Consider the following 20932-nt stretch of genomic DNA (forward strand, 5'->3'; position numbering starts at 1 on the left):
CAAGCGCGGCGCGCCAGCGCGAATACTTGCAGCGCCGTCCCAGCGATGGCAAGGCCGCGCATCATGACCGATACGACCATTTCCGAAGCGAGCGAGGCCGGAACCCTCGCCAAGACGTTCGAGCCTGCCGGGCTCGAGGCCAAGTGGTATGCCCACTGGGAGGCGAACGGCCTGTTCCGCCCCGAACGCCCCGATGCCGCGCCCTTCACCATTGTGAACCCGCCGCCCAACGTGACCGGCAGCCTCCACATCGGCCACGCTCTCGACAACACGCTGCAGGACGTGGTGATCCGCTACGAACGCCTGCGCGGCAAGGACGCACTGTGGGTGGTCGGCACCGACCATGCCGGGATCGCCACGCAGATGGTGGTCGAACGCCAGATGGAAGCGCGGCAGGACAAGCGCACCAACTACACGCGCGAACAGTTCGTGGAGAAGGTGTGGGAGTGGAAGGCGGAAAGCGGCGGCACGATCACGGGCCAGCTGCGCCGGCTCGGCTGCTCGATGGACTGGAGCCGCGAGCAGTTCACGATGGACCCGCACTTCACCAAGGCGGTCGTGAAGGTCTTCGTCGATCTCTACAATCAGGGCCTGATCTACCGCGACAAGCGGCTGGTGAACTGGGACCCCAAGCTCAAGACCGCGATCTCGGACCTCGAGGTCGAGACGCGTGAGATCAAGGGTTCGTTCTGGCGCTTCCGGTATCCGCTGGCCGATGGCGCGGTGCGCGCGGACGGGCTGGACTATATCGAAGTCGCGACGACGCGGCCCGAGACGATGCTGGCCGATATGCTGGTGGCGGTGAACGCCGATGATCCGCGCTACACGGCGGTGATCGGGAAGTTCGTGGTGCAGCCGCTGACCGGGCGGCGTTTGCAGATTGTGGCCGACGAACATGCCGATCCGGAACTCGGTTCGGGCGCGGTGAAGATCACGCCGGGGCACGATTTCAACGACTTCGAAGTGGGCCGCCGCGCCGGGATCAAGGCGGGCGACATGCTCAACATGTTCGATGCCGAAGCGCGCGTGGTGCAAACGGCGGACGGGCTGGTGCCGGACGAGTTCCTCGGCATGGACCGCTTCGATGCGCGCGCGCTGATCGTGCAGCGGATGAAGGAAGCCGGCCGCCTTGTGCCGCATGTGACGCGGGACAAGGAAGGCCTTGAGACCGAGCACGACGCCGAGCCCCGCACGATCCAGACGCCTTACGGCGACCGCGGCGGCGTTGTGATTGAGCCGTGGCTGACCGACCAGTGGTATGTCGATGCCGAAAAGCTCGCCGTGGCGCCGATGGAAGCGGTGCGTTCGGGCGCCATCGAGATCGTGCCGAAGACCTGGGAGAAGACCTTCTTCAACTGGATGGAGAACATCCAGCCCTGGTGCGTGAGCCGCCAGCTGTGGTGGGGGCATCGGATTCCGGCTTGGTATGGCTCGGATGGCCAGTGCTACGTCGCCGAGAGCGAGGAAGAAGCGCAGTCCAAGGCAGGCGCGGGAGTCACGCTTTCCCGCGATGAGGACGTCCTCGACACGTGGTTCTCCTCCGCGCTTTGGCCTTTCGCCACGCTCGGCTGGCCGGAGGACGATTCCCCCAACCCCGTCCATGCTGAGCTTGTCGAAGCACCGTCCTTTTCTTCGGGCCTCGCGCAAACCGCAGAAAGCAAGGACAACCCTTCGACAAGCTCAGGGCAGACGGGTGTGGGGGGCAAGCATCGTTCCCTGCTCGCCAAGCACTACCCCAACGACCTGCTCATTTCCGGCTTCGATATCCTGTTCTTCTGGGATGCGCGCATGGCGATGCAGGGCATTCACTTCATGAAAGAGGTGCCGTGGAAGCGGCTCTATCTGCATGGACTGGTGCGCGCGGCGGACGGGCAGAAGATGTCCAAGTCCAAGGGCAATGTGGTCGATCCGCTGCTGCTGATCGACAAGTACGGCGCCGATGCGCTGCGCTTCTTCATGTGCGCCATGGAAAGCCAGGGCCGCGACGTGAAGATGGATGAGCGCCGGGTCGAGGGCTACCGCAACTTCGCAACCAAGCTGTGGAACGCTGCGCGCTTCTGCATGGCGAACGGGATCACCGGCAGCACCACCGTTGCCGCACCTGCCGCCACCAGCGCAGTCAACCGCTGGATCATCGGCGAGGTGGTCGAGACTGTGGCCGCGCTCGATCAGGCCATGGCCGACCTACGCTTCGATGCCGCCGCCAATGCGATCTACCACTTCGTGTGGGACCAGTTCTGCGACTGGTACATCGAACTGATCAAGGGCAGCTTCGACGACGAGACCCGCGCCGTGGCCGGCTGGGTGCTCGATCAGATTCTGGTGATGCTTCACCCGTTCATGCCGTTTGTGACGGAAGAACTGTGGCATGCGCTGGGGGAACGCTCGGCGGAGCTGATCGTGGCGGAGTGGCCCGCCCAGCAAGCGGGCGTCGATCCGGCGGCGAAGGCCGAGGTTGAGTGGCTGATCGCGCTGGTCTCCAACTTGCGCGGTGCCAAGAACGAGCTAGGCATTGCCCCCGGCGCGCGGCTTGAAGCCTATCTGCCTGAACCGAGTGCAGCGACTCGCGCGGTGATCGCGAACAACCCGGCCTCAATCGAGCGCCTTGCCCGGCTCAGCGCGATCCACTTCGCCCCGGCCCCGGCGGGCGCTGCCATGCAGATCGGCGCAGGGGATGCGAGCCTTATCGTGCCGCTCGAAGGCGTGATCGACATCGCCGCCGAAAAGGCCCGCCTCGAAAAGGCGCTCGCCGCCGCGCAGAAGGAAGCCAGGTCGCTCGAAGGCCGCCTGTCCAACCCCGCCTTCGCCGAAAAGGCCAAGCCCGAAGCGGTCGAGAAGGCCCGTGCCGATCACGCCCACCACAGCGCCGAGGCCACCCGCCTCGCCGCTGCACTGGCGCGCCTCGGATGAGCCTGACGCTCGCCACCACCACGCCCGGGGAACCGGAAATCTTCCCCTCGCTGCAAGGCGAAGGCCCCTCCGCAGGGCGGCCTTGCGTGTTCGTGCGGCTTTCTCGCTGCAATCTTGCCTGCCGCTGGTGCGACACGGCGTATACCTGGCGCTTCACCGGCGACATTCGCCCGCACCGGGATGACCTGACGTTCGAGCGCAGCGAAAACCAGATCACGCTCGAAGTGCGCGAAGTCGCCATGCGCATTCTCGCGCTACGGCCGACGCGGCTGGTGATTACCGGTGGCGAGCCGCTGCTGCAGGCCCCGGCGCTCGGGCGGCTCATTCCCATGCTCAAGGAGGCGATCCCCACGCTCGAGGTCGAGATCGAGACCAACGGCAGCGTCCCGCCGCCGCACGCGATTACCCAGCTGGTCGATCAGTTCAACGTCAGCCCGAAGCTCTCGCATTCCGGCAATGCCGAGGCCCTCGCCATCGTACCAGACCTCATGCGCGAGTGGGCAGCGAGTCCGAAGGCCTGGTTCAAGTTCGTCATTGCGAGCGAGGATGATCTGAACGAAGTCGCCGAATTGCAGGCAATCTACCGCATCCCGGCCGAGCGGCTCTTCGTGATGCCCGAAGGCACCTCAAGCGAAGTGCTGCGCGAACGTTCGAAGTGGCTCGCCGGCGGCGCGCTCACGCATGGCTGGCGCTTTACCGACCGGCTGCACATCCACCTTTACGGGGATACGCGCGGGACCTGATTTTCCTCCCTCCCCCGCTCACCCTGAGCCTGTCGAAGGGTGCTGGCGCAACGTTAGCGCTGTGATGCTTCGACAAGCTCAGCATGAGCGGTTTGGGAATTGGGCTGCAATCCTTCTGAGCCGCGGCTCAGAACGGAATATCGTCGTCGAGATCGTCGCCGAAGCTGCCCGCGGGCGAACCGCCGCCACCCTGATTCCAGCCGCCACCGGACGAGGCACCACCAGCACGGCCACCGCCGCTGGAGGAGCCGCCTTCGTTCCAGCCGCCGCCCGAACGCTGGCCGCCGCCGCCGCCCATGCCGCCACCGCCTGCACCGCCCTGCGGACCGTCAAGCATGGTCAGCGAACCGCCGACGCCGACCGAAATCTCGGTCGTGTAGCGGTCATTGCCCGATTGATCCTGCCACTTGCGGGTGCGCAGCTGGCCTTCGATGTAGACCTTGCTGCCCTTCTTCAGAAAGCGCTCGGCCACGCCGACCAGCCCATCCGATTGGAGCACGACGCTATGCCACTCGGTGCGCTCCTTGCGCTCACCGGTGGCCTTGTCCTTCCACTGTTCGCTGGTGGCGATGCGCAAGTTGGCGATGCGCCCGCCGTTCTGGAAGCTCTTCACCTCGGGGTCCTGCCCGAGATTGCCGATCAGAATGACCTTGTTGACGCTGCCTGCCATTGATTCGCGATCCTGTACCGTGTGAGGCCAAGGCCTAGCCCCTGCCGCCGATCAGAGCGAGTCTGTGAGCTGCCCATTTTTCCACAACGTCAGCCCAGCCCGAAAACCACCGCTATCCAGTAGGTGATCCCCGCTGCCGCATAGGCAAGGGCGAACAGGTAGGCGAGCATGAAGGCTGGCCACGCCCAGCCATTGGTTTCGCGCCGGGTCACTGCAATGGTCGACATGCATTGCGGCGCGAACACGAACCACGCGAGGAAGGCGAGCGCGGTGGCAAGGCTCCAGTGCGACTTGAGCTGATCCCCCAGCGCCTGCCCTTGCGCGGCGTCGTCGCTCTGGCCCACGGCATATGTCGTGGCGAGCGCGCTGACGGCCACTTCGCGCGCGGCCATCGCCGGGATCAGCGCCAGCGCGATATCGCGGTTGAAGCCGATCGGCTCGATCACCACGGCAAGGCCATTGGCGATATGGCCGGCGACCGAGGCATTGACCTGATCCTGCGGGTTCTCGGCGCGCGGGAAATTGAGCAGCAGCCACAGCACCACCGTCACGCCGAAGATCATCGTCCCCGCGCGGCGCAGGAACACGTAGGCGCGCTGCCACAGCCCGAGCGCGAGATCCTTCACTGTCGGCAACTGGTACTTGGGCATTTCCATGATGAAGCCCGAAGCCGCGCCCTTGGTCACCGTCCGCCGCAGCAACAGCGCCGCGCCCATCGCGCCGAGCACGCCCAAGACATAGAGCCCGAACAGCACAAGGCCTTGCTGGCCGACGCCCGGGAGCACCTGCTTGTTGGGAATGAAGGCAGCGATGATCACCGTATAAACCGGCAGCCGCGCCGAGCAGGTCATCAGCGGCGCGATCAGGATCGTGGTCAGCCGGTCCTTGGGATCGGTGATGCTGCGCGTCGCCATGATGCCGGGTACCGCGCAGGCAAAGCTGGAGAGCAGCGGGATGAAACTGCGGCCCGAAAGGCCCACGCCTGCCATCGCCCGGTCCATCAGGAAGGCGGCGCGCGCCATGTAGCCTGTTGCCTCCATCGTCAGGATGAAGAAGAACAGGATGAGGATCTGCGGCAGGAACACCACGACCGAACCGACCCCTGCAATCACCCCGTCGGTCAGGAAATCGCGCAGGAGCGAGGCGGGCAGCGCGCCGCGCGCGCCGTCCCCGAGTGCGGTGAAGCCGGCGTCGAGCACGTTCTTGACCGGCTCGGCCCAGCTGAACACCGCCTGGAACACCACGAAGAGCAGAACCAGCAGCACCGGCGGGCCCAGCCACGGGTGCAGCAGCACCCGGTCAAGCTGCGCATGGATGCGGTGCTGCGCGGTTTCGGAAAGGATCGCCCCGCGCGCGATCTGGCGCGCCAGCATGCGCCGTTCGGGCGCCGTCACGTGCGGGCGGTGCGCCGGTTCGTCGTCGAGCGCCCGGTCGCGCAGCGCAGCCACTGCCGCCGTCAGTTCGGCCAGCCCGCGCCGCCGCACTGCCACGGTCGGGAAGACCGGCACGCCAAGCGCCGAGGACAGCGCGGTGGGATCGATCACCAGCCCGTCGCGTTCGGCAAGGTCCACCATGTTGAGCGCGATGACCACCGGCCGTCCAAGCTCGATGATCTCCTGCGCAAACACCAGATGCTGTTCGAGGTTCGAGGCATCGAGCACGATCACCAGCACGTCGGGCTGCGTCTGCCCGGCCATGCGGCCCAGGATCACGTCGCGCGTGACTTCCTCGTCGGGGCTCGACGGATTGAGGCTGTAGGAACCGGGCAGGTCGACCAGTTCGACCGGCTCGCCGCTCGGCAGCAGCATGCGGCCCGATTTGCGCTCCACCGTCACGCCCGGATAATTGGCGATCTTCTGCCGCGCGCCGGTCAGGGCGTTGAAAAGCGCGCTCTTGCCCGCATTGGGATTGCCGACGAGCGCTGCGACCATGGTCTGCCGGGTCATGCGGCGGCTACCGGTACAGGCACAACTTGCATCGCCCGGGCATGGACGCGCCGCAGCGCCACCGTCATCCGGCCGATCTCGATGGCAATGGGATCACGCCCCAGAAACACGCCGCGATAGGCGAGCCGCACTTCGGCGCCTTCCTCGATCCCCAGCGCCTTGAGCCGCTGCGCCTCCTCGGGCACGAGCGCGTCCCAATCAGCGGAGATGATCCGTGCAGGCATGCCAAGAGGGAGTTCGTCGAGGGTCACCCAATGAGCGCTGCCACAGCGCCTGAGTCTTTGCAAGTCAATTGCAAGTCATTCGCAATAACTGTTGCAGCTCACCGCGCCGGATAGCGCAACCGGCCGAGCAGCCTGGTCACGCTGAACGTTTCGTCCTTCGGCTTGGTGAAGCGGGCCTTGGCCTTCTCGAAGCGCATGATCCCATCGATCCGGCGAGCGAGGAAGGCGCGCGTTTCCTCGCGGTCCTCGCTCTTGTCCTCGGCCATGACCGCGAGCGTCGCGGCATAGATCGAGCCGAGGATCGCGCGCTTGGTATAGTGGTTGTAATCCGTCGCGGTATCGCCTGCGAGGCGCCACATCGCATCGGCGCTGCGCCAGGCGAGCCTGGTTGCAGCCGCCACGTTCCACGGCTTGGCCATCTCGATGAGCGCGGCCCGAAGCGCTTCCTCGCGCCCGGCGATCTGGTCGAGCCGGAACGTGACGAGCGCGGTGATCCGCTCGCGCACTTTCATTTTCGCGAGATGGTCAGCCGGGAGCGATTCGGCCATCGCGCGGTCGATGCTGCCCGCCCAAGCGGTGATCATCGCCATCGCGGCCGATTGCCCGCCCTCGCCCTGGAAGGCGAAGCGCGCCGCGCCGGGGTCGATTCCGGCGATCTCCGCAGCCTCGTTCAACGCCGCCTCGGTCCAGCCATCGAAGGCGGCCGCTTCGGCGATATGCGGGGCGAGCGTCAGGCGCAGGTCCTCGAGCGTAAGGTGAGCGGTGGCAGTGCCGATCATGTGCGGTCCGATCAGAACGAGGGGCCGTAGGTCTTCTTCTGACCCGCGGTGCCGCCCTTGGCCGAATTGGCGATCTCGCTGGCGACGGGGCTGTCCTTGCCATCTAGCAAAGCGTAATCGCGCGCAGAGCGGCCAGAATTGTCCGGACGATCGGGATTGGCGCCCGCCTTCAGAAACGCGCGCACCATGGCAAGATCGCGCCGATGCACCGCGGTGATCAGCGGGGTTTCGCCGGTGTTGTTGGGCTCGTCCACCTTGGCGCCCGCGCTGATCAGGTAATCGACGCCTTCGATGAAGCCGAGGTTGGAAGCGAGCACCAGCGGCGTCGTGCCCTTGGCATCGCGCGCGTTCACGTTGGCACCATGTGCGACGAGGAACTGCATCCACGTCAGGTCGCGCCGCGCTGTCACGATGTGGAGCCCGCTCTCGCCGGTGCTGACATCGCGCGTGTTGACGATCTGCGAACCGGGCAGGTTGAGCGCGTCGGTCACTTTCTGGCCGTCCTTCTTGCGCACGGCTTCAAGGAACTTGTAGCTTTCGGAAAACTGCGCGTGCGCCGGCACCACGGCGCTCAGCGCGCCCAGCAGCGCGGCTGCGGCGGCACCTGCGCGAAACGCGCGTGCGATCACGGTCCTGTCCCTCATCACGTCTGCCTTGTCCTTCTCGATAAAGCGCGCATTCTGCCCGTCTGATGACAGACTCGCCCCTTGCAAGGCGATGGTTAGCAGAGCATGAACCGCCGCGCCATGGACCCCATTAGACCTATTCGTATCCGCATGCGTGCTGCCCTTGCCGCCACCGCACTGCTTGTGCTGTCCGCCTGCGGCAGCGCCTCCAGCGAACCGCCGCCGCTCGAAGGGGCAGCCATTGGCGGCGATTTCACGCTGGTCGACAAGACCGGCAAGACCGTGCACGCGGCGGATTTCAAGGGCCGCTACACGACGCTCTATTTCGGCTATTCGTTCTGCCCCGATGTCTGCCCGCTCGATCTGCAGGTCCTGATGCAGGGCTATCACCGCTTCGCCAAGGCGCATCCTGAGCTTGCAGCGAAGGTCGTCCCGCTATTCGTCACGATCGACCCGGCGCGCGACACGCCCGCAGCCGTCGGCCAGTTCGCCGCGCATTTCGGCAAGGAACTTATCGGCCTCACCGGCAGCGATGCCCAGATCGCCCAGATCGCCAAGTCCTATGCGGTCTACTACAAGAAGGGTCAGGGCACCGGCCCCAACGACTACTTGATGGATCATAGCCGCGCCGCCTATCTGATGGGCCCGCAAGGCCAGCCCATCGCGCTGCTGCCGGTTGACAAGGATGCGAATGCGGTGGCGGACGAACTTGCCAAATGGGTCCATTGAAGCCCTGATGCCCGGCTCGCCGCCTTCCTCCGGCCGCTTCTGGGAAAAGCCGATCGAGGCGCTGACCCGTGACGAATGGGAAGCGCTGTGTGATGGCTGCGGCAAGTGCTGCCTCCACAAGCTGGAAGATGAGGACACCGGCGAAGTCCACCACACCAACGTCGCCTGCCGCCTGCTCGATCTCTCGACCGGGCGCTGCTCCGATTATCGCCACCGCAAGGCCATGGTGCCCGATTGCCTGCGCCTGACCCCCCGGCTGGTGCACGAAGTGCCCTGGCTGCCTGCGACGTGCGCCTATCGCCTCCGCGCCGACGGCAAGCCCCTGCCCGCCTGGCATTACCTCGAATGCGGAGACCGCGAGGAAGTACGCCGCGCCGGCCATTCGGTGATCGGCAAGGCGATCAGCGAAGTGCTGGCGGGTCCGCTCGAAGAGCACATCGTGCCGGAGGATTTCGCAGCCGGGAGGCGGCGATGATCTCGCTGCCGCGCATGCTTGCCCGGGTGCGCAAGCCCGGTGCGGTAGCCCCCACCCCTGCGCCCCGCGTGCTGTGCGTTGGCGACCGAGAACTCCCCGTCGTCGTCCGCCGCCTGCGCACTGCGCGCCGGATCACCTTGCGGCTCGCGCCCGATGGCAGCGAGGCACGCATCTCGATGCCCGAATGGGGCCGCACCGCTGATGCCTTGCGCTTTGCCGAACAGCGCCGTGACTGGCTTGCGGCGCAGCTTGCGCGCATCCCCGCCCCGGTGCGGATCGAGCCGGGCTCCACGCTACGCTATCGCGGCGAGGCCTTGCGCATCGAGTGGCGCGAAGGCGCAGCCCGCCGTCCCGCGCTCCAACCCGGCGAGATCGTCATCGGCGGCCCGCAGGACGGCATCGAAAGCCGTCTGCGCCGCTGGCTGGAGGGCGAGGCGATGCGCCTTGCAGGGGAAGATCTTGCGCACTATTGCGCCCGCGCCGGCCAGCCGGTGCCGAAACTGGCCCTCTCGCGCGCGCTCAGGCGCTGGGGCAGCTGCAGCAGCCGCGGCGTCATCCGCATCAACTGGCGCCTCATCATGGGCCCGGATTTCGTGCGACGTTCGGTCGTCGCGCACGAAGTGGCGCACATGACGCACTTCGATCACAGCCCGGCTTTCCATGCCCATCTTGCCGAGCTTTACGAAGCACCGATCGAGCGGGCGAACCGCTGGCTCAAGGCTGAAGGCCGCGGTTTGTACCACGCCTTCGGCTAGTTCGTCGCCGCGAAGGCTGAGAGGAGGCGCGGCCCTTTCGTCCCGATCCTCCCGCCAACACTGGCGCGCGGGCACACCACGTTCTATCTAGGTCGCCATGAAAGAGTTTTTCCGCAACGTCTCCCCGGTTCGCGCGATCAAGGATCTCTGGAAGATCCTCGGCGCACCAAGCGAGTACCGCCTGCGCTCGCTGGCGCTGGCGATACTGGTCACGGGCGGCATCTTTTCGGTCATGTGGCAGCAGGGAGGGCGCGGACTGCCTCGCCCGCCCGAAGTGATCTATTTCGAAAGCTGGCGTGCCGACCGGAGCGATGCCGAAATCATCGCCGGCAATATCGAAGCGACGAAAAAGGCCCGTGCCGAAGCGGCGGAAGAACAGGCCCGCGCCGAAGAGGTGCGCAAGATGTACAAGGCGGTCGGTGCCGCCACCGGGCTCGATACCGAAGCGATGGACCGGCAAGGCAAGGCCGAACGTGAAGCCGAAGCCCGTGCCGCAGCGGCGCGCGACAAGGCGCTGCTCGATCGTCTGGTGGTGAAGCCCACGGCCAACGCCGCGCCCGGCGCCCCCAAGGCACCCTGAACCCGGTGGCGATCTCCGATGCCGATTGGCTGGATGCCGCCGCTGCACTTGCGGCGCGCGGGCGCCCACTAAGCCGTCCCAATCCCGCCGTTGGCGCGCTGATCGTCAAAGATGGCCGCGTGATCGGGCGCGGCTGGACCCGCGCAGGCGGTCGTCCCCATGCCGAGGCCGAAGCGCTGGCGCAGGCAGGCGCAGGAGCGCGCGGTGCCACTGCCTATGTCACGCTTGAACCCTGCGCCCACGAAAGCCCGCGCGGACCGGCCTGCGCACACAGCTTGCGTGAAGCTGGCCTCGGCCGCGTGGTAATCGGCTGCGAGGATCCCGATTCGCGCACCGCAGGCGCCGGAATTGCGCTGCTGCGCGCGGCGGGAATCGAAACCACGCTGCTGCCTTCCCCCGCAGCCACCCGCTCGCTTGAAGGCTATCTCACCCGCGCGCGCCTTGGCCGTCCGCACACCACGCTCAAGCTCGCCACTTCGCTCGATGGCTGCATCGCCATGGCCGATGGGACCAGCCAGTGGATCACCGGCCCCGCAGCGCGGGCACATGGCCACGTCCAGCGCGCCCGCTCTGATGCCATCCTCGTCGGCGGTGCAACCTTGCGCGCCGATTCCCCTCGGCTCGACGTGCGCCTTCCCGGCCTCGCAGCCCGCAGCCCCGCACGCTGGGTGCTGACACGCGGCACCGCGCCTGCCGGATGGCAGGCCATCGCTGATCCCGCCAAAGGGCGTTTCGACGATGCGCAATACCTCCTGATCGAAGGCGGCGCAGGCGCAGGCGCGGCGTTTCTTGCCGCTGACCGGGTCGACCGCCTGCTGCTTTACCGCGCGCCCATCCTGATCGGCGCCGGGCAGCCCGGCCTGGGTGATATCGGCCTCAGCTCGCTCGCCGAAGCGCATGGCCGCTGGCAGCTCAGCGACCAGCGGCGGCTTGGCAGCGACACGCTCGACGTCTACGACCGCATCCGCTGAAGGAGACCGCAAACCCATGTTCACAGGCATCGTCACCGAAGTCGGCCGCATCCATGCCATCGCCACCAAGGGCGATACGCGCGTGACGATAGCCTGCGCGATGGACCCGGCGAAGATCGCCATCGGTGCCTCGATCGCCTGTTCTGGCGTGTGCCTGACAGTGGTGGATCGCGGCGGCACCGCGGGGGACGGCTGGTTCGCAGTCGATGTCTCGGGCGAAACGATCCGCCGCACCGCTCCCGCGCAGTGGCACGAACATGCCGCGCTCAATCTCGAACCCGCGCTCAAGCTGGGTGACGAACTTGGCGGCCATATCGTGACAGGCCACGTCGATGCCGTCGGCCATGTTGTCTCGGTGGATCGCACCGGCGGCTCGTGGCACGTTGTCGTTTCGGCACCGGCCGAACTTGCGCCCTACATCGCCGCAAAGGGTTCGATTACGGTTGACGGTGTTTCGCTTACCGTGAACGATCTGGCAGACCAGCCCGACGGCGCCTGCCACTTCATGCTCAACATCATCCCGCACACCGCCGAAGTGACGACGCTGGGTGCACTCACTCCGAGCCGTGAGGTGAACCTCGAGATCGATGTGCTGGCCCGCTATCTCAAGCGGATGCAGAGCCTGGCGTCGGCAGGCTGAACGCCTGCCGGTTCAGGCGGCCACATCTTTCAGAGCAGCAATGAAGCTCTCGATATTGCCGGTGGTCAGACCGGCAATGTTCACCCGGCCCGATCCCGCCATGTAGACGCCGTGCTTTTCGCGCAGCGCCATGATCTGCTCACCCGAAAGCGGCAGCATCGAAAACAGGCCTTTCTGGAGCCCGAGCGGGGCCATGCTGATCGGCCCGATGGCTTGCGCGGCGGCGAGCCGCTCGCGCACTTCAGCCATGCGCGCGCGCATCGCAGTCAGCTCGTCGATCCACTGCGCGGTGAGCGTCTTGTCGCCCAGGATCAGCCGCACCGCCGCCGCGCCGTGATCGGGCGGCATCGACCAGCTCGCGCGTGCGATCGTCGCGCCGTTGCCCATGGCATTGGCCAGCGCCGCAGCGTCGCTCGTCACCGCATAGAACGCGCCGACGCGGTCACGGTAGAGCCCGAAGTTCTTGTCGCAGCTATAGGCTACCAGCGCTTCCGGAACTGCCGCAAGCACCTTGCGCAGGCCATAGGCATCAGCTTCCATCCCGTCGCCCAGCCCCTGATAGGCAAGGTCGATCAGCGGCAGCACGCCCGAAGCCGCCACCATCGGCGCGATCTCGTCCCACTGCGCCGGCGTGTAGTCCACGCCGGTGGGGTTGTGGCAGCAGCCGTGGAGCAGCACGACATCGCCGGGCGCAGCATCGGCCAGCGCGGCGCGCAGCGCTTCAAGGTCGGCGGTACCGTCGGCGGTCATGTGCTTGAAGGTCTTGAGCTCAAGGCCCACGGACGCGACGATCTGCGCATGGTTGGGCCACGAAGGCGTGCCCATGAGGATGCGCCTGGCGCCCGCGCGCGCAGCCACTTCCACCGCAAGGCGCACCGCGCCGGTGCCGCCGGGGGCCTGCATGCCCTCCACCCGGCTGCGATCGAAATCGGTGCCGAACACATAGGGGATCAGCGCATGGACGAAGCCCATGTCGCCTTCGGGCCCCAGATAGGCCTTGGAATCCTGCGTTTCGAGCAGAATGCGCTCGGCCGCCTTGATTGCGCCAAACACCGGCGTATCGCCCTCACCAGTGCGATAGACGCCCACACCGAGGTCGATCTTGGTCGGCCGCGGATCGGCATTGTGGAGCTTGATCAGCGCAAGCAGCGCATCGGCGGGCTGGGCGTTCAGGGTCTCGAGCATGGGCGCGCCTTTGCCCCCAAACCGCGCCGGGCACAAGGGGCTGCGGGCATGCTTTACCAGCTCAGAACGGCATCCACTTCTGGCTGCGGCTGAACTTCATGTAACCCGCATTGACCCCAAGCCGCAGACCTGCGCCGAAGCGCACCGGGATCACCACGATATCGCCGCGCCGCAGATAGCTCACGTTGAAGCCGCCCACGAAATAGGCCTGACCTTCGCCCGCACCGAAGCGCTTGAACAGGTCCTCGCTATCGTGGAGGTTATAGACGAGCACGAACGTGTTCGCCGCATTGGCGCCAAGGTCGAATCCCAGCGAAGGCCCCGTCCAGTAGACCGGCCGCTCGCCCTCGATCTTGTGGTGGAGCGTGCCCGAACCATAACGCAGCCCAACGACCACCGCACCGCCCGCCTCGCGCCCGGTGATATAGGCATTGGGCTGGCCCTGCTTCTTGAGGATATCCTGGATCATCATGGCAAGGCCCTTGGCGCCCCTGCCGAACACGCCCTCGGCTGCGCCGATGAGGTCATCCTCGCGGTAGGTCGTGCCATCGGCCGCGGTGCCCCGTGCGGGGCCAGCAGGCGGGATCGAGGCCATGCCCGGTGCAGCTGATGCGCTGGCAGCAGCGGGCGAGGAGAACGAGGGATCGCCGGTGCTCGTCGTCGCAGCGGGTGCCGCCGCTGTGCTCGGCGGCGGCGGCGGTGGCGGCGTAGTCGCGGGCGCGCCGGGCCTGGCCTGCAGGTCCGCGTCGATTGCGGTATTGGGGTCGATCTGCTGGACCTGCGCCTGCGCGCCGGTGCCCAGCACCAGTCCGAACGCGGCAAGCCCGATCACGACGCTTTGGCACAGCTTCATTGTGCAATTCCCATCTTGCGGCCCATTACCGGTTCTTCGGCCGGAACCCTTGTCACTCTATCAGGCCCTCATCTCTTCGCCCGGCACAATGAACCGGCGATGAGCCGAGTCGATTTCGCGTCGAGGCGAATCTGCCGCGGCCTCGCGAAACCGGTGACAATCATCAGCAGGAAGCCCCTTGCCGCCCCCCCACTCCCTCGCTATAGCGCGCCCTCGCCGCTGCGATCCGGAGACGTGGGTGAGTGGCTGAAACCAACGGTTTGCTAAACCGTCGTACTGGGATTACCGGTACCGAGGGTTCGAATCCCTCCGTCTCCGCCAGGCTTGCTTCCACATAGCCCCGAAAATATCCAAAAGGCCGCAGGGATCCGGGCGACTGTTTTGGGTCGCACGCTCTGCGCGCTCTGGACCAGTTCCGCCGCCGGCATGACCCGCACCAGCGGCGTGTCATGGCCATGCCGGGGATCAGCCGCGCTACTTTACGACCACCTTGACCGCCACATTCGCTTCCTGGCGCGCAGTGTCGGCGAGTGAGACGTAGAACCAGTGCGTACCGGCCGGGGCGTTCGCGTGGTTGACGATGAATTCATTGCCTTGCCAATGGCCTAGCGCGAGCATGCGCTGGGTGACATCGATGCGGAAGAAGCCGTAGCGGACGCGGATCGAATTGTGGTCGATCGCCAGGCCATCATGCGGATGGGCCACTACACGCACATCAAACGGCGGATTGGTCGCGGCATCGACATGCGGCTCGAGCACTTCGATGGTTGGCGCCATAGGGTTGCTCTTGCCGAGGTTCAGGCCCTTTTCTGCCGCCGGTCCGCCGGGATGTGCCGCGAAGGCTTTGGCCGAAGCTGTGGCTTCCGCATCGCTCACGAGGCTTCCGGCCGCGCCGCCCATCTGCTCCGCAAACGCAGGACCGGTGAGCGCAAGAAGCGTCCCTGCGGCCACGCCAAAGACACCCACGACAAGCCATTTGCGATATCCGGTATCGATTGGCCGTTTTCTACCCATGTTAACCATGTGTCTGTCCTCCCATTTGCTGCCGGCCAATGGCGAGAGAGGCCAGCGCCAGCCAGCGGGGGCATTGTACACCTCGCGGGACCAAGGAGCCATGCGAAAACGCGGCCGGATCGCACTGTGTCATTAGGCTTGTTCGGTTAGGAAATTGGGCTTAACCATAGTTGCAGCAAGAGGGCCAAGATGTGCGCCTTGCTCCTGCCGCGAATGAACCGAGCAAGGGCAAACGGCGCATGAGCCTCAAGCGGGATCGCAGATAAATAACGGCAACGGCCGAACCTGACTGCGGCGCTCACCCCACCGGTAATTGTGCGTGCCGCGTTCTGACGACGTAAGCAGGCTGACAACAAGAATCCGCTGAGGGAGTGAACGATGCTGATGAAGCGGATCGCCGGTTTGGCTTTCCTGACTGCGACCATCGGCGGTTGCGGCCACTATGGCGATCACCCTCCCAGGTCGGCTGATCCGCCCGGCCGAGCCATCGCCGGGCTGGATGGCAAGGCCTTCTATCTCTTCCGCGCAGGCTACAAATGTGGCGGCCCCATGCATGCAAGCCAGTTGATGGCCAGTTGGGTCGACAAGATCGAGATCGTCGAAGGGCGGCTCATCCGGTGGGGCAGCCGCTGCGGCGGTGAGGGTCTGCCCCTGCCCCCGGAAGAACGGCGGACATTGCGTGTCAGTGCCGACGGGAAAACGCTGACGCTGGCCGGGATCACCTATCGCCAGTCTGCCGATCCAATCCAGGACGCGGAGGTCCAGCCATGAGCGTCACTTCGCGCTGGCTGGCCCTGATCCTTGCGCTGGGCACCTCGCCGGTCGCCGCAAATCCGGTGCTGAGGGCGGATGGCGACCAGATCATGCCGAGCGGCGGGCATATGGTCGTCAGCAAGGGCGCCTCGCTGCATTCGGTCGAGTGGCGGCAGCATGATATCCCGGTGTGCTGGCTCAAGCCTGCAGCCGAGGACGCCCCCGCGCGCGCGATCGTTCGCCAGGCCGTGCACGAGACCTGGGAAGCCGCGGCGGACGTGCGTCTTTCCGGCTGGCGTGATTGCGACGAGCGAGGTGGTCCTGCGAAGATGGTGCGCATCCTCGTCAGCGATGCGGAATGGCCGCGCGCGATGGTGGGGACGAATGCCCTCTCCAAGCATGCGCAGACCGTCTATATGAACTTCCACCTTTGGCGCCGCCCCGGCTTCAGCGGGTGCGCCGGAAAGCAGGAACGCTGCCTGCGCTTTTCTGCCGTGCACGAATTCGGCCACGTGCTGGGGCTGATCCACGAGCAGGATCGTCCTGAAACACCGGCAGACTGCATCAACGGGCTCGCACCGGGTCAACGCCAGCACCAGAGCCTGTCCGATCTCGATCTGCTGACCGGGTATGATCCCGACTCGCTGATGAACTATTGCAGCGCGCGCGGATTTGATCCGCAGAAGCCACTGACTCTCTCCAGCGAGGATACTGTGGCAATCCGCAAGCTGTTCGGCACCGCCAAGCCGGACACGCCCGCGCTCGTCCCGGCATCGGACCCGCTTCCGGCAGTGTCAGGTCCGTCTCGGATGCCCGGCCTGGCGCAAGGCGGAGCTAGCGGTGCCAGCACGGCGCCCCCGACGCCCACGGCCCCACCGCCAGCAGGCACCGCGCCTGCGCCGGATGCCGCAGACGTACGAACGAAGCCGCAGCATCCCTTGTTCGATCCCAATTGACGGATCTCGTCACGATCCGCCCGCAGCGCGCCATGGAGGTTTTTCATGAACCCTTTCAATAGCATGGTAAGGTCAACTCTGGTCGGAATGGCAGGTTTCGCGCTGGCGGCAGCGCCGGGTTCGGCCTGGGCCAAGGATACTGCGGTGCTCATCGGCGTGGGCAAGTTCGTAAGCCTTGAAGGCAACGATCTGCCCGGCATCGGGCTTGACGTCGACATGATGAAGGGCGTCGCCGACCGGCTCGGCTACAAATCCGTGATCGAGTTGAGAGACCGCGCCGCGACCCGCCGTGCCATTCTCGATGAGCTTGAGCAGCTGCTGGTCAAGGATGCCGAGCCGACAGACCACGTCCTGATCTACTTCAGCGGCCACGGCACCCGGGTCGACATTCCGAACGCCGAGGGACACTTCGAAACCCACAGCGCCATTGTTGCTGCCGACGCCGCTCTGGTCACCACGGCCGATGGCGGCGAGACACTGCGCGGCGTGGTTGTCGGCGAGGAGTTCTCCGAACTGTTCCGCCGGGCGCGGGTGCAGTCGATCACCCTCGTCGTCGATGCCTGTCATTCCGGCTCGATCGACCGGAACATCGCGCTCGGGCATCCGGTGCTCGGAACAGTCAGGGCGGTCCGCAAGTTCCTCGTCTGGCCCGGGATGCCGAGCACTCCTGCCCCCTCGATCGACCGCGCGGTGAGCATCGGCCTGCCCAAGGACGTCGCGGCTTCGGCGCATTATGTCTCGATGGCGGCGGCGGGCGATGAGGAATCCGCGCTGGCCACCGATGCGGGCAGCATGTTCACGGTCGGGGTCACGCAGGCAATCGCCCGGAAATCAGCCGACGGCGCAATATCGCCGCGCGAAACTGTCAAGCTGGCTTCGGCCTATATCGCGCGGGAAGCCTCGGACGCGTCGGGCGAAGTGTTCCACCCCGAAGTCCACGGGTCCGATGTCCTGATCGATAGCCCGATGAAGCTGAGCGACACGTCAGCCGGCGGCGGCCCGAACTGGCGCGAGGTGCTGAAGATTGCCGCAGGATTGCCGAGGCTCGGAATTTCGGGCCTGCAAGCCCGGTACAAGGCCGGTGAAGAGGTCCACATGAAGATTACCTTGCCCGGGCAAGGCTATCTGAGCGTTCTCGCCGTCGGCCCCGATGATAGCATCACGCTTCTCTTCCCCAATCAGAACGCGCCAGACAATCATGTCACGGCAGGAGCGATCACGCTTCCCGCCGATATTCCCAAGATCGATGGTCAGGAGATCTATTTTCCGGTCACCGCGCCGTTCGGCAAGACGCTGATCGCTGCAGTCCTCACCAAGGAACCGCTCGATCTGGTGCAGAGCGCTACCGATGCGCATTCGGGCAAGGCGCTCTACACTCCCTCGTTTGCCGCGCTCGAACAGCTGCTCGAAAAGGGCAATGCGACCCGCGCGATAACGCTGGGCGTCCGCAAGTCGTCGGTTGAAGTCACCGCCTGGGCGACCTCTCTCGAGGCGCAGACCTGCAGCGCGCAAGGCTGCTGAGCGCGGACGCGATGGAGGATCGGAGATGAAACCGCACCGCCCGCTGCCCGCCGCTCTGCGCCTTGGCCTGGCGCTGGCGCTAGCAGCGGCGGGATTGGTGCTGCCTGCCGCCGTAGAGGCGCGGACCATCGCGCTGCTGATCGGCATCGGGCAGTTCGACGGAGTCGGGCTGGCGACCCCGGGGGAGCGGGCGCGGCTCTCGCTGGAGGGGCCGCCGCTCGATATTGCCGCGATGCGCCGTGTCGTCGAGAGCCAGATCGGCGTCCGGCCCGAAGACATCAGCGTGCTGCTCGATCACGATGCGAGCCGCGCGAACATCCGCGCAGAGCTGGCCGCACTCGTCACCCGCTCGCAGCCGGGCGATACCGTGCTGATCTACTTTTCCGGCCACGGCACGAGCCAGCGCGATCCTGACAGCCGGACGGGCTTGCCGCAGGGCACCAGCGCGTGGATCCCCGCCGATTTCGATTGGGGCAATATGGACAATATCGGGGAGCGCCTCATCAGCGGCCGCCTCGATATCCGCCCCCTCGCGCTCGAACCGCTCGATCGCGGCGGGCGCAAGGTCATCATCATTTCGGACAGCTGTTTTTCGGGCAATATCGCGCGCGGCATCGGGACGCCTCAGGGCGCGGTGATCAATCGGTACGTGCCGCTCGGTGACAGCGCGGAGCCGCCCGCCGGGCTCAAGGCCGGCGATTTCACGCCGCCGGTCTACCCCTACCGCAACGTGCTCATGCTTTCCGCCAGTTCGGACACGGAAAAGGCGGCCGACCTGGCGCAGAGCCGCGCCAGCCTCACGGTCGACGGCAAGCCCAAGGGCGCGCTCACCAACGCCTTGCTGCGGGTGTTCGAGGGGCTGGCCCCGGCGGACTATGACCATGATGGCAAGGTCAGCTTTGTCGAGCTGCGCCGTGCGGTGCTGGAGGATCTGGCCGCCAAGCATCTCGCCCAGTCGCCGCAGCTGCTGCCCTCGCTCGATCAGGACCCCAAGGGGATCATCTTCAGCCCGGTCCCGGGCGCCCCGGCGCTTGCGGTGGGTGAACAAGTTGATCGGCTGCGCGTCGCGATTCCGGAAAGCGCAGCGACACTGGGCTCGGCCCTGCGCGGCTCGGGCGAGATCGCGCTGGTCACCGGTGCTGCAGACATGATGGTCACCCCGGGAACCGCGCCGGACCGGCTCACGCTGGCCAATGGTGCTGGCGATCTGGTGGCCCTCGACGTTTCGGGTGAAGCCATTGTCGCACGGCTGCGCGCCGCCGCATGGGCACGGCGGCTGGTGGCAGCAGGCGGGGCAAAGATCGCGCTCGTCGCCGACACCGAACCGACCGCCCGCGGCGGCACATTCGTGATCGGGCGCGACAGCCTGCAGTTCGCCGTCAAGGCGGGTGAGCCGGTCTGGTATCTGGTGCTCGATATCGATCCCCAGGGCCGGCTGAACCTGCTCTGGCCGACCAGCGGCGAAGAGAACCAGCGCGTGCCTGCCGGAGCGGTCCAGACCTTCGGCCGGACGGCTGCGACCGATCCTGCCGGTCTCGATCAGGTCGTAGTGCTGGCGTTCCCTGCGCAGCCCGCGGGCATCGAGGCGTGGTCCAATCTCAGCGCACCGTTCGGCAGCGCAGAAGCCAGCGGACTGGCGCAATGGCTGGCCGCGCGAGGCCATGCCTATGCGGCCGCGACCATCGACGTGCGCACGGTCAGCCCCTGCCAGACGAAGGAAGCATCTCCATGCGTACCTTGATTGCCCTACCGGCGATGGCCCTTGCCTTGATACTGCTCACCGCCTCCGCTCCGGCAAGGGCGCAATGCGCCAATGCACTCTCTCCGCCTGCCCAGCTTGATCCCGGCAATGCATTCGATCTCTACGAGGCCGGAATGGCCGCGATGCGCAATGACCGGATGGACGATGCCGATCACCTTCTGCGCAGCGGGTTCGCGCAGCTCAGCGATGCGCCGAAGGACGCTTCCGCCACGCTGGAGCCGATGATGCTCGGACGGCTGATCGAAGTGGCCTTGCAGCGCAGCGATCTCACCACCGCGATGTACCGCATGAAAGTGCTGCGCGAGCGGCTGGCGGGAAAGCCGGACCATCCCGACTGGATCGACAAGGTGATCAAGATGGCCGATCTCGCCACGGTCGCAGAGCAGAACCGGGTCGCCGGTTCCGATGAAACGAGCAAATGCCGCTCCTTCGGCGTGGCGGTGCGTTCATCCGCGCGGATCCGCTTCGCCTTTGGCAGCGCAGTGATCGACGAAGCTGCGCGGGCCGATCTGGTGCAGATCGCGCGGAATCTTGATTCGGGCGGTGCGACGAAGATCCTCGTGCGCGGCCACACCGATGCGCGCGGCAACGTGGTAGCCAACGTAGCGCTATCTCTGCGCCGGGCGCGCGCCGTCATCGCGGCGCTCTTCACGATTGCGCCGAACCTTGCCGGCAAACTGACGGCCGAAGGCGTGGGCTCGCGCGAACCACTCTACAGCGGCGATGACGAGGACAGCTACCGGCTCAACCGCCGGGTGGAGTTCACTTTTCCGCTGCCACCCAAAAGCCCCTGACCTTGCAGCGCAACACAACCCCTTGACGCTCCTTCGCGCTAGTGTT

The 20932-nt window shown here is 66.2% G+C and carries 21 protein-coding genes and 1 tRNA gene; 14 read left to right on the forward strand and 8 right to left on the reverse strand.

Annotated elements, in window-relative coordinates:
- Positions 1-63: 63 nt before the first annotated feature.
- Together ACO056_RS18160 and ACO056_RS18165 are read left to right on the forward strand one after the other, a co-directional pair.
- Complete coding sequence (locus tag ACO056_RS18160; RefSeq protein WP_421849579.1) at positions 64-2910, forward strand: valine--tRNA ligase; 2847 nt, start codon at positions 64-66, stop codon at positions 2908-2910.
- Positions 2907-3653, forward strand: coding sequence for a 7-carboxy-7-deazaguanine synthase QueE (locus ACO056_RS18165; protein ID WP_421849582.1), 747 nt, complete (start codon positions 2907-2909; stop codon positions 3651-3653). The genes ACO056_RS18160 and ACO056_RS18165 overlap by 4 nt, the downstream gene beginning before the upstream one ends.
- A 127-nt stretch (positions 3654-3780) precedes the next feature.
- Here ACO056_RS18165 and ssb read toward each other — a convergent pair whose 3' ends face one another.
- The 5 genes from ssb to ACO056_RS18190 form a co-directional block, all read right to left on the reverse strand.
- A complete protein-coding gene (ssb, locus tag ACO056_RS18170) occupies positions 3781-4323 on the reverse strand; it encodes a single-stranded DNA-binding protein (protein ID WP_421849585.1) in 543 nt (180 codons plus the stop codon).
- Between the two features lie 89 nt (positions 4324-4412).
- Positions 4413-6269 (reverse strand): ferrous iron transporter B, encoded by a 1857-nt coding sequence (gene feoB, locus ACO056_RS18175; RefSeq protein ID WP_421849588.1) that lies wholly within the window; start codon positions 6267-6269, stop codon positions 4413-4415.
- Positions 6266-6520: a FeoA family protein gene (locus ACO056_RS18180; protein WP_421849591.1), complete on the reverse strand. Its 255-nt coding sequence runs from the start codon at positions 6518-6520 to the stop codon at positions 6266-6268. The genes feoB and ACO056_RS18180 overlap by 4 nt, the downstream gene beginning before the upstream one ends.
- Before the next feature lie 71 nt (positions 6521-6591).
- Entirely contained in the window at positions 6592-7272 is a 681-nt protein-coding gene (locus tag ACO056_RS18185; RefSeq protein ID WP_421849594.1) for a COQ9 family protein, read from the reverse strand.
- 11 nt (positions 7273-7283) lie between these two features.
- Positions 7284-7916, reverse strand: coding sequence for an ankyrin repeat domain-containing protein (locus tag ACO056_RS18190; RefSeq protein ID WP_421849596.1), 633 nt, complete (start codon positions 7914-7916; stop codon positions 7284-7286).
- A 132-nt stretch (positions 7917-8048) separates the two neighbouring features.
- On the opposite strand from ACO056_RS18190, the gene ACO056_RS18195 reads away from it, so the two are divergent.
- From ACO056_RS18195 to ACO056_RS18220, 6 genes are all read left to right on the forward strand, one after another.
- A complete protein-coding gene (locus ACO056_RS18195) occupies positions 8049-8627 on the forward strand; it encodes an SCO family protein (RefSeq protein ID WP_421849599.1) in 579 nt (192 codons plus the stop codon).
- Positions 8628-8634: 7 nt separating this feature from the next.
- Positions 8635-9102, forward strand: coding sequence for a YcgN family cysteine cluster protein (locus tag ACO056_RS18200; protein WP_421849602.1), 468 nt, complete (start codon positions 8635-8637; stop codon positions 9100-9102).
- Positions 9099-9857, forward strand: coding sequence for a M48 family metallopeptidase (locus ACO056_RS18205; protein ID WP_421849606.1), 759 nt, complete (start codon positions 9099-9101; stop codon positions 9855-9857). The genes ACO056_RS18200 and ACO056_RS18205 overlap by 4 nt, the downstream gene beginning before the upstream one ends.
- 97 nt (positions 9858-9954) lie before the next feature.
- A complete protein-coding gene (locus tag ACO056_RS18210) occupies positions 9955-10437 on the forward strand; it encodes a hypothetical protein (RefSeq protein ID WP_421849609.1) in 483 nt (160 codons plus the stop codon).
- Positions 10434-11408 carry a bifunctional diaminohydroxyphosphoribosylaminopyrimidine deaminase/5-amino-6-(5-phosphoribosylamino)uracil reductase RibD gene (ribD, locus tag ACO056_RS18215; RefSeq protein WP_421855587.1) on the forward strand — a complete coding sequence of 325 codons (975 nt, stop codon included), beginning with the start codon at positions 10434-10436 and terminating at the stop codon, positions 11406-11408. Before ACO056_RS18210 ends, ribD begins: the two co-directional genes overlap by 4 nt.
- 16 nt (positions 11409-11424) lie before the next feature.
- Positions 11425-12048: a riboflavin synthase gene (locus ACO056_RS18220; protein WP_421849612.1), complete on the forward strand. Its 624-nt coding sequence runs from the start codon at positions 11425-11427 to the stop codon at positions 12046-12048.
- Positions 12049-12060: 12 nt separating this feature from the next.
- Here ACO056_RS18220 and ACO056_RS18225 read toward each other — a convergent pair whose 3' ends face one another.
- Both ACO056_RS18225 and ACO056_RS18230 read right to left on the reverse strand, forming a co-directional pair.
- Positions 12061-13233 carry an aromatic amino acid transaminase gene (locus ACO056_RS18225; protein WP_421849615.1) on the reverse strand — a complete coding sequence of 391 codons (1173 nt, stop codon included), beginning with the start codon at positions 13231-13233 and terminating at the stop codon, positions 12061-12063.
- Positions 13234-13294: 61 nt separating this feature from the next.
- Entirely contained in the window at positions 13295-14086 is a 792-nt protein-coding gene (locus ACO056_RS18230) for a DUF1134 domain-containing protein (protein WP_421849618.1), read from the reverse strand.
- A gap of 228 nt (positions 14087-14314) precedes the next feature.
- On the opposite strand from ACO056_RS18230, the gene ACO056_RS18235 reads away from it, so the two are divergent.
- Positions 14315-14407, forward strand: a tRNA-Ser gene (locus tag ACO056_RS18235).
- Positions 14408-14560: 153 nt separating this feature from the next.
- On the opposite strand, the gene ACO056_RS18240 is transcribed toward ACO056_RS18235, so the two are convergent.
- The gene (locus ACO056_RS18240) at positions 14561-15100 is read right to left on the reverse strand and encodes a hypothetical protein (protein ID WP_421849621.1); all 540 of its coding nucleotides are present in this window, start codon (positions 15098-15100) and stop codon (positions 14561-14563) included.
- A 384-nt stretch (positions 15101-15484) separates the two neighbouring features.
- On the opposite strand from ACO056_RS18240, the gene ACO056_RS18245 reads away from it, so the two are divergent.
- The 5 genes from ACO056_RS18245 (at position 15485) to ACO056_RS18265 (ending at position 20886) form a co-directional block, all read left to right on the forward strand.
- A complete protein-coding gene (locus tag ACO056_RS18245; protein WP_421849624.1) occupies positions 15485-15871 on the forward strand; it encodes a hypothetical protein in 387 nt (128 codons plus the stop codon).
- Positions 15868-16809, forward strand: coding sequence for a hypothetical protein (locus ACO056_RS18250; RefSeq protein WP_421849628.1), 942 nt, complete (start codon positions 15868-15870; stop codon positions 16807-16809). The genes ACO056_RS18245 and ACO056_RS18250 overlap by 4 nt, the downstream gene beginning before the upstream one ends.
- Before the next feature lie 63 nt (positions 16810-16872).
- Positions 16873-18330: a caspase family protein gene (locus tag ACO056_RS18255; RefSeq protein ID WP_421849631.1), complete on the forward strand. Its 1458-nt coding sequence runs from the start codon at positions 16873-16875 to the stop codon at positions 18328-18330.
- Positions 18331-18355: 25 nt separating this feature from the next.
- Positions 18356-20071 carry a caspase family protein gene (locus ACO056_RS18260; RefSeq protein WP_421849634.1) on the forward strand — a complete coding sequence of 572 codons (1716 nt, stop codon included), beginning with the start codon at positions 18356-18358 and terminating at the stop codon, positions 20069-20071.
- The gene (locus tag ACO056_RS18265; RefSeq protein ID WP_421849637.1) at positions 20059-20886 is read left to right on the forward strand and encodes an OmpA family protein; all 828 of its coding nucleotides are present in this window, start codon (positions 20059-20061) and stop codon (positions 20884-20886) included. The genes ACO056_RS18260 and ACO056_RS18265 overlap by 13 nt, the downstream gene beginning before the upstream one ends.
- Positions 20887-20932: the final 46 nt, after the last annotated feature.

The sequence above is a fragment of the Novosphingobium sp. genome, from assembly GCF_965228995.1.
Classification (GTDB): Bacteria; Pseudomonadota; Alphaproteobacteria; order Sphingomonadales; family Sphingomonadaceae; genus Novosphingobium.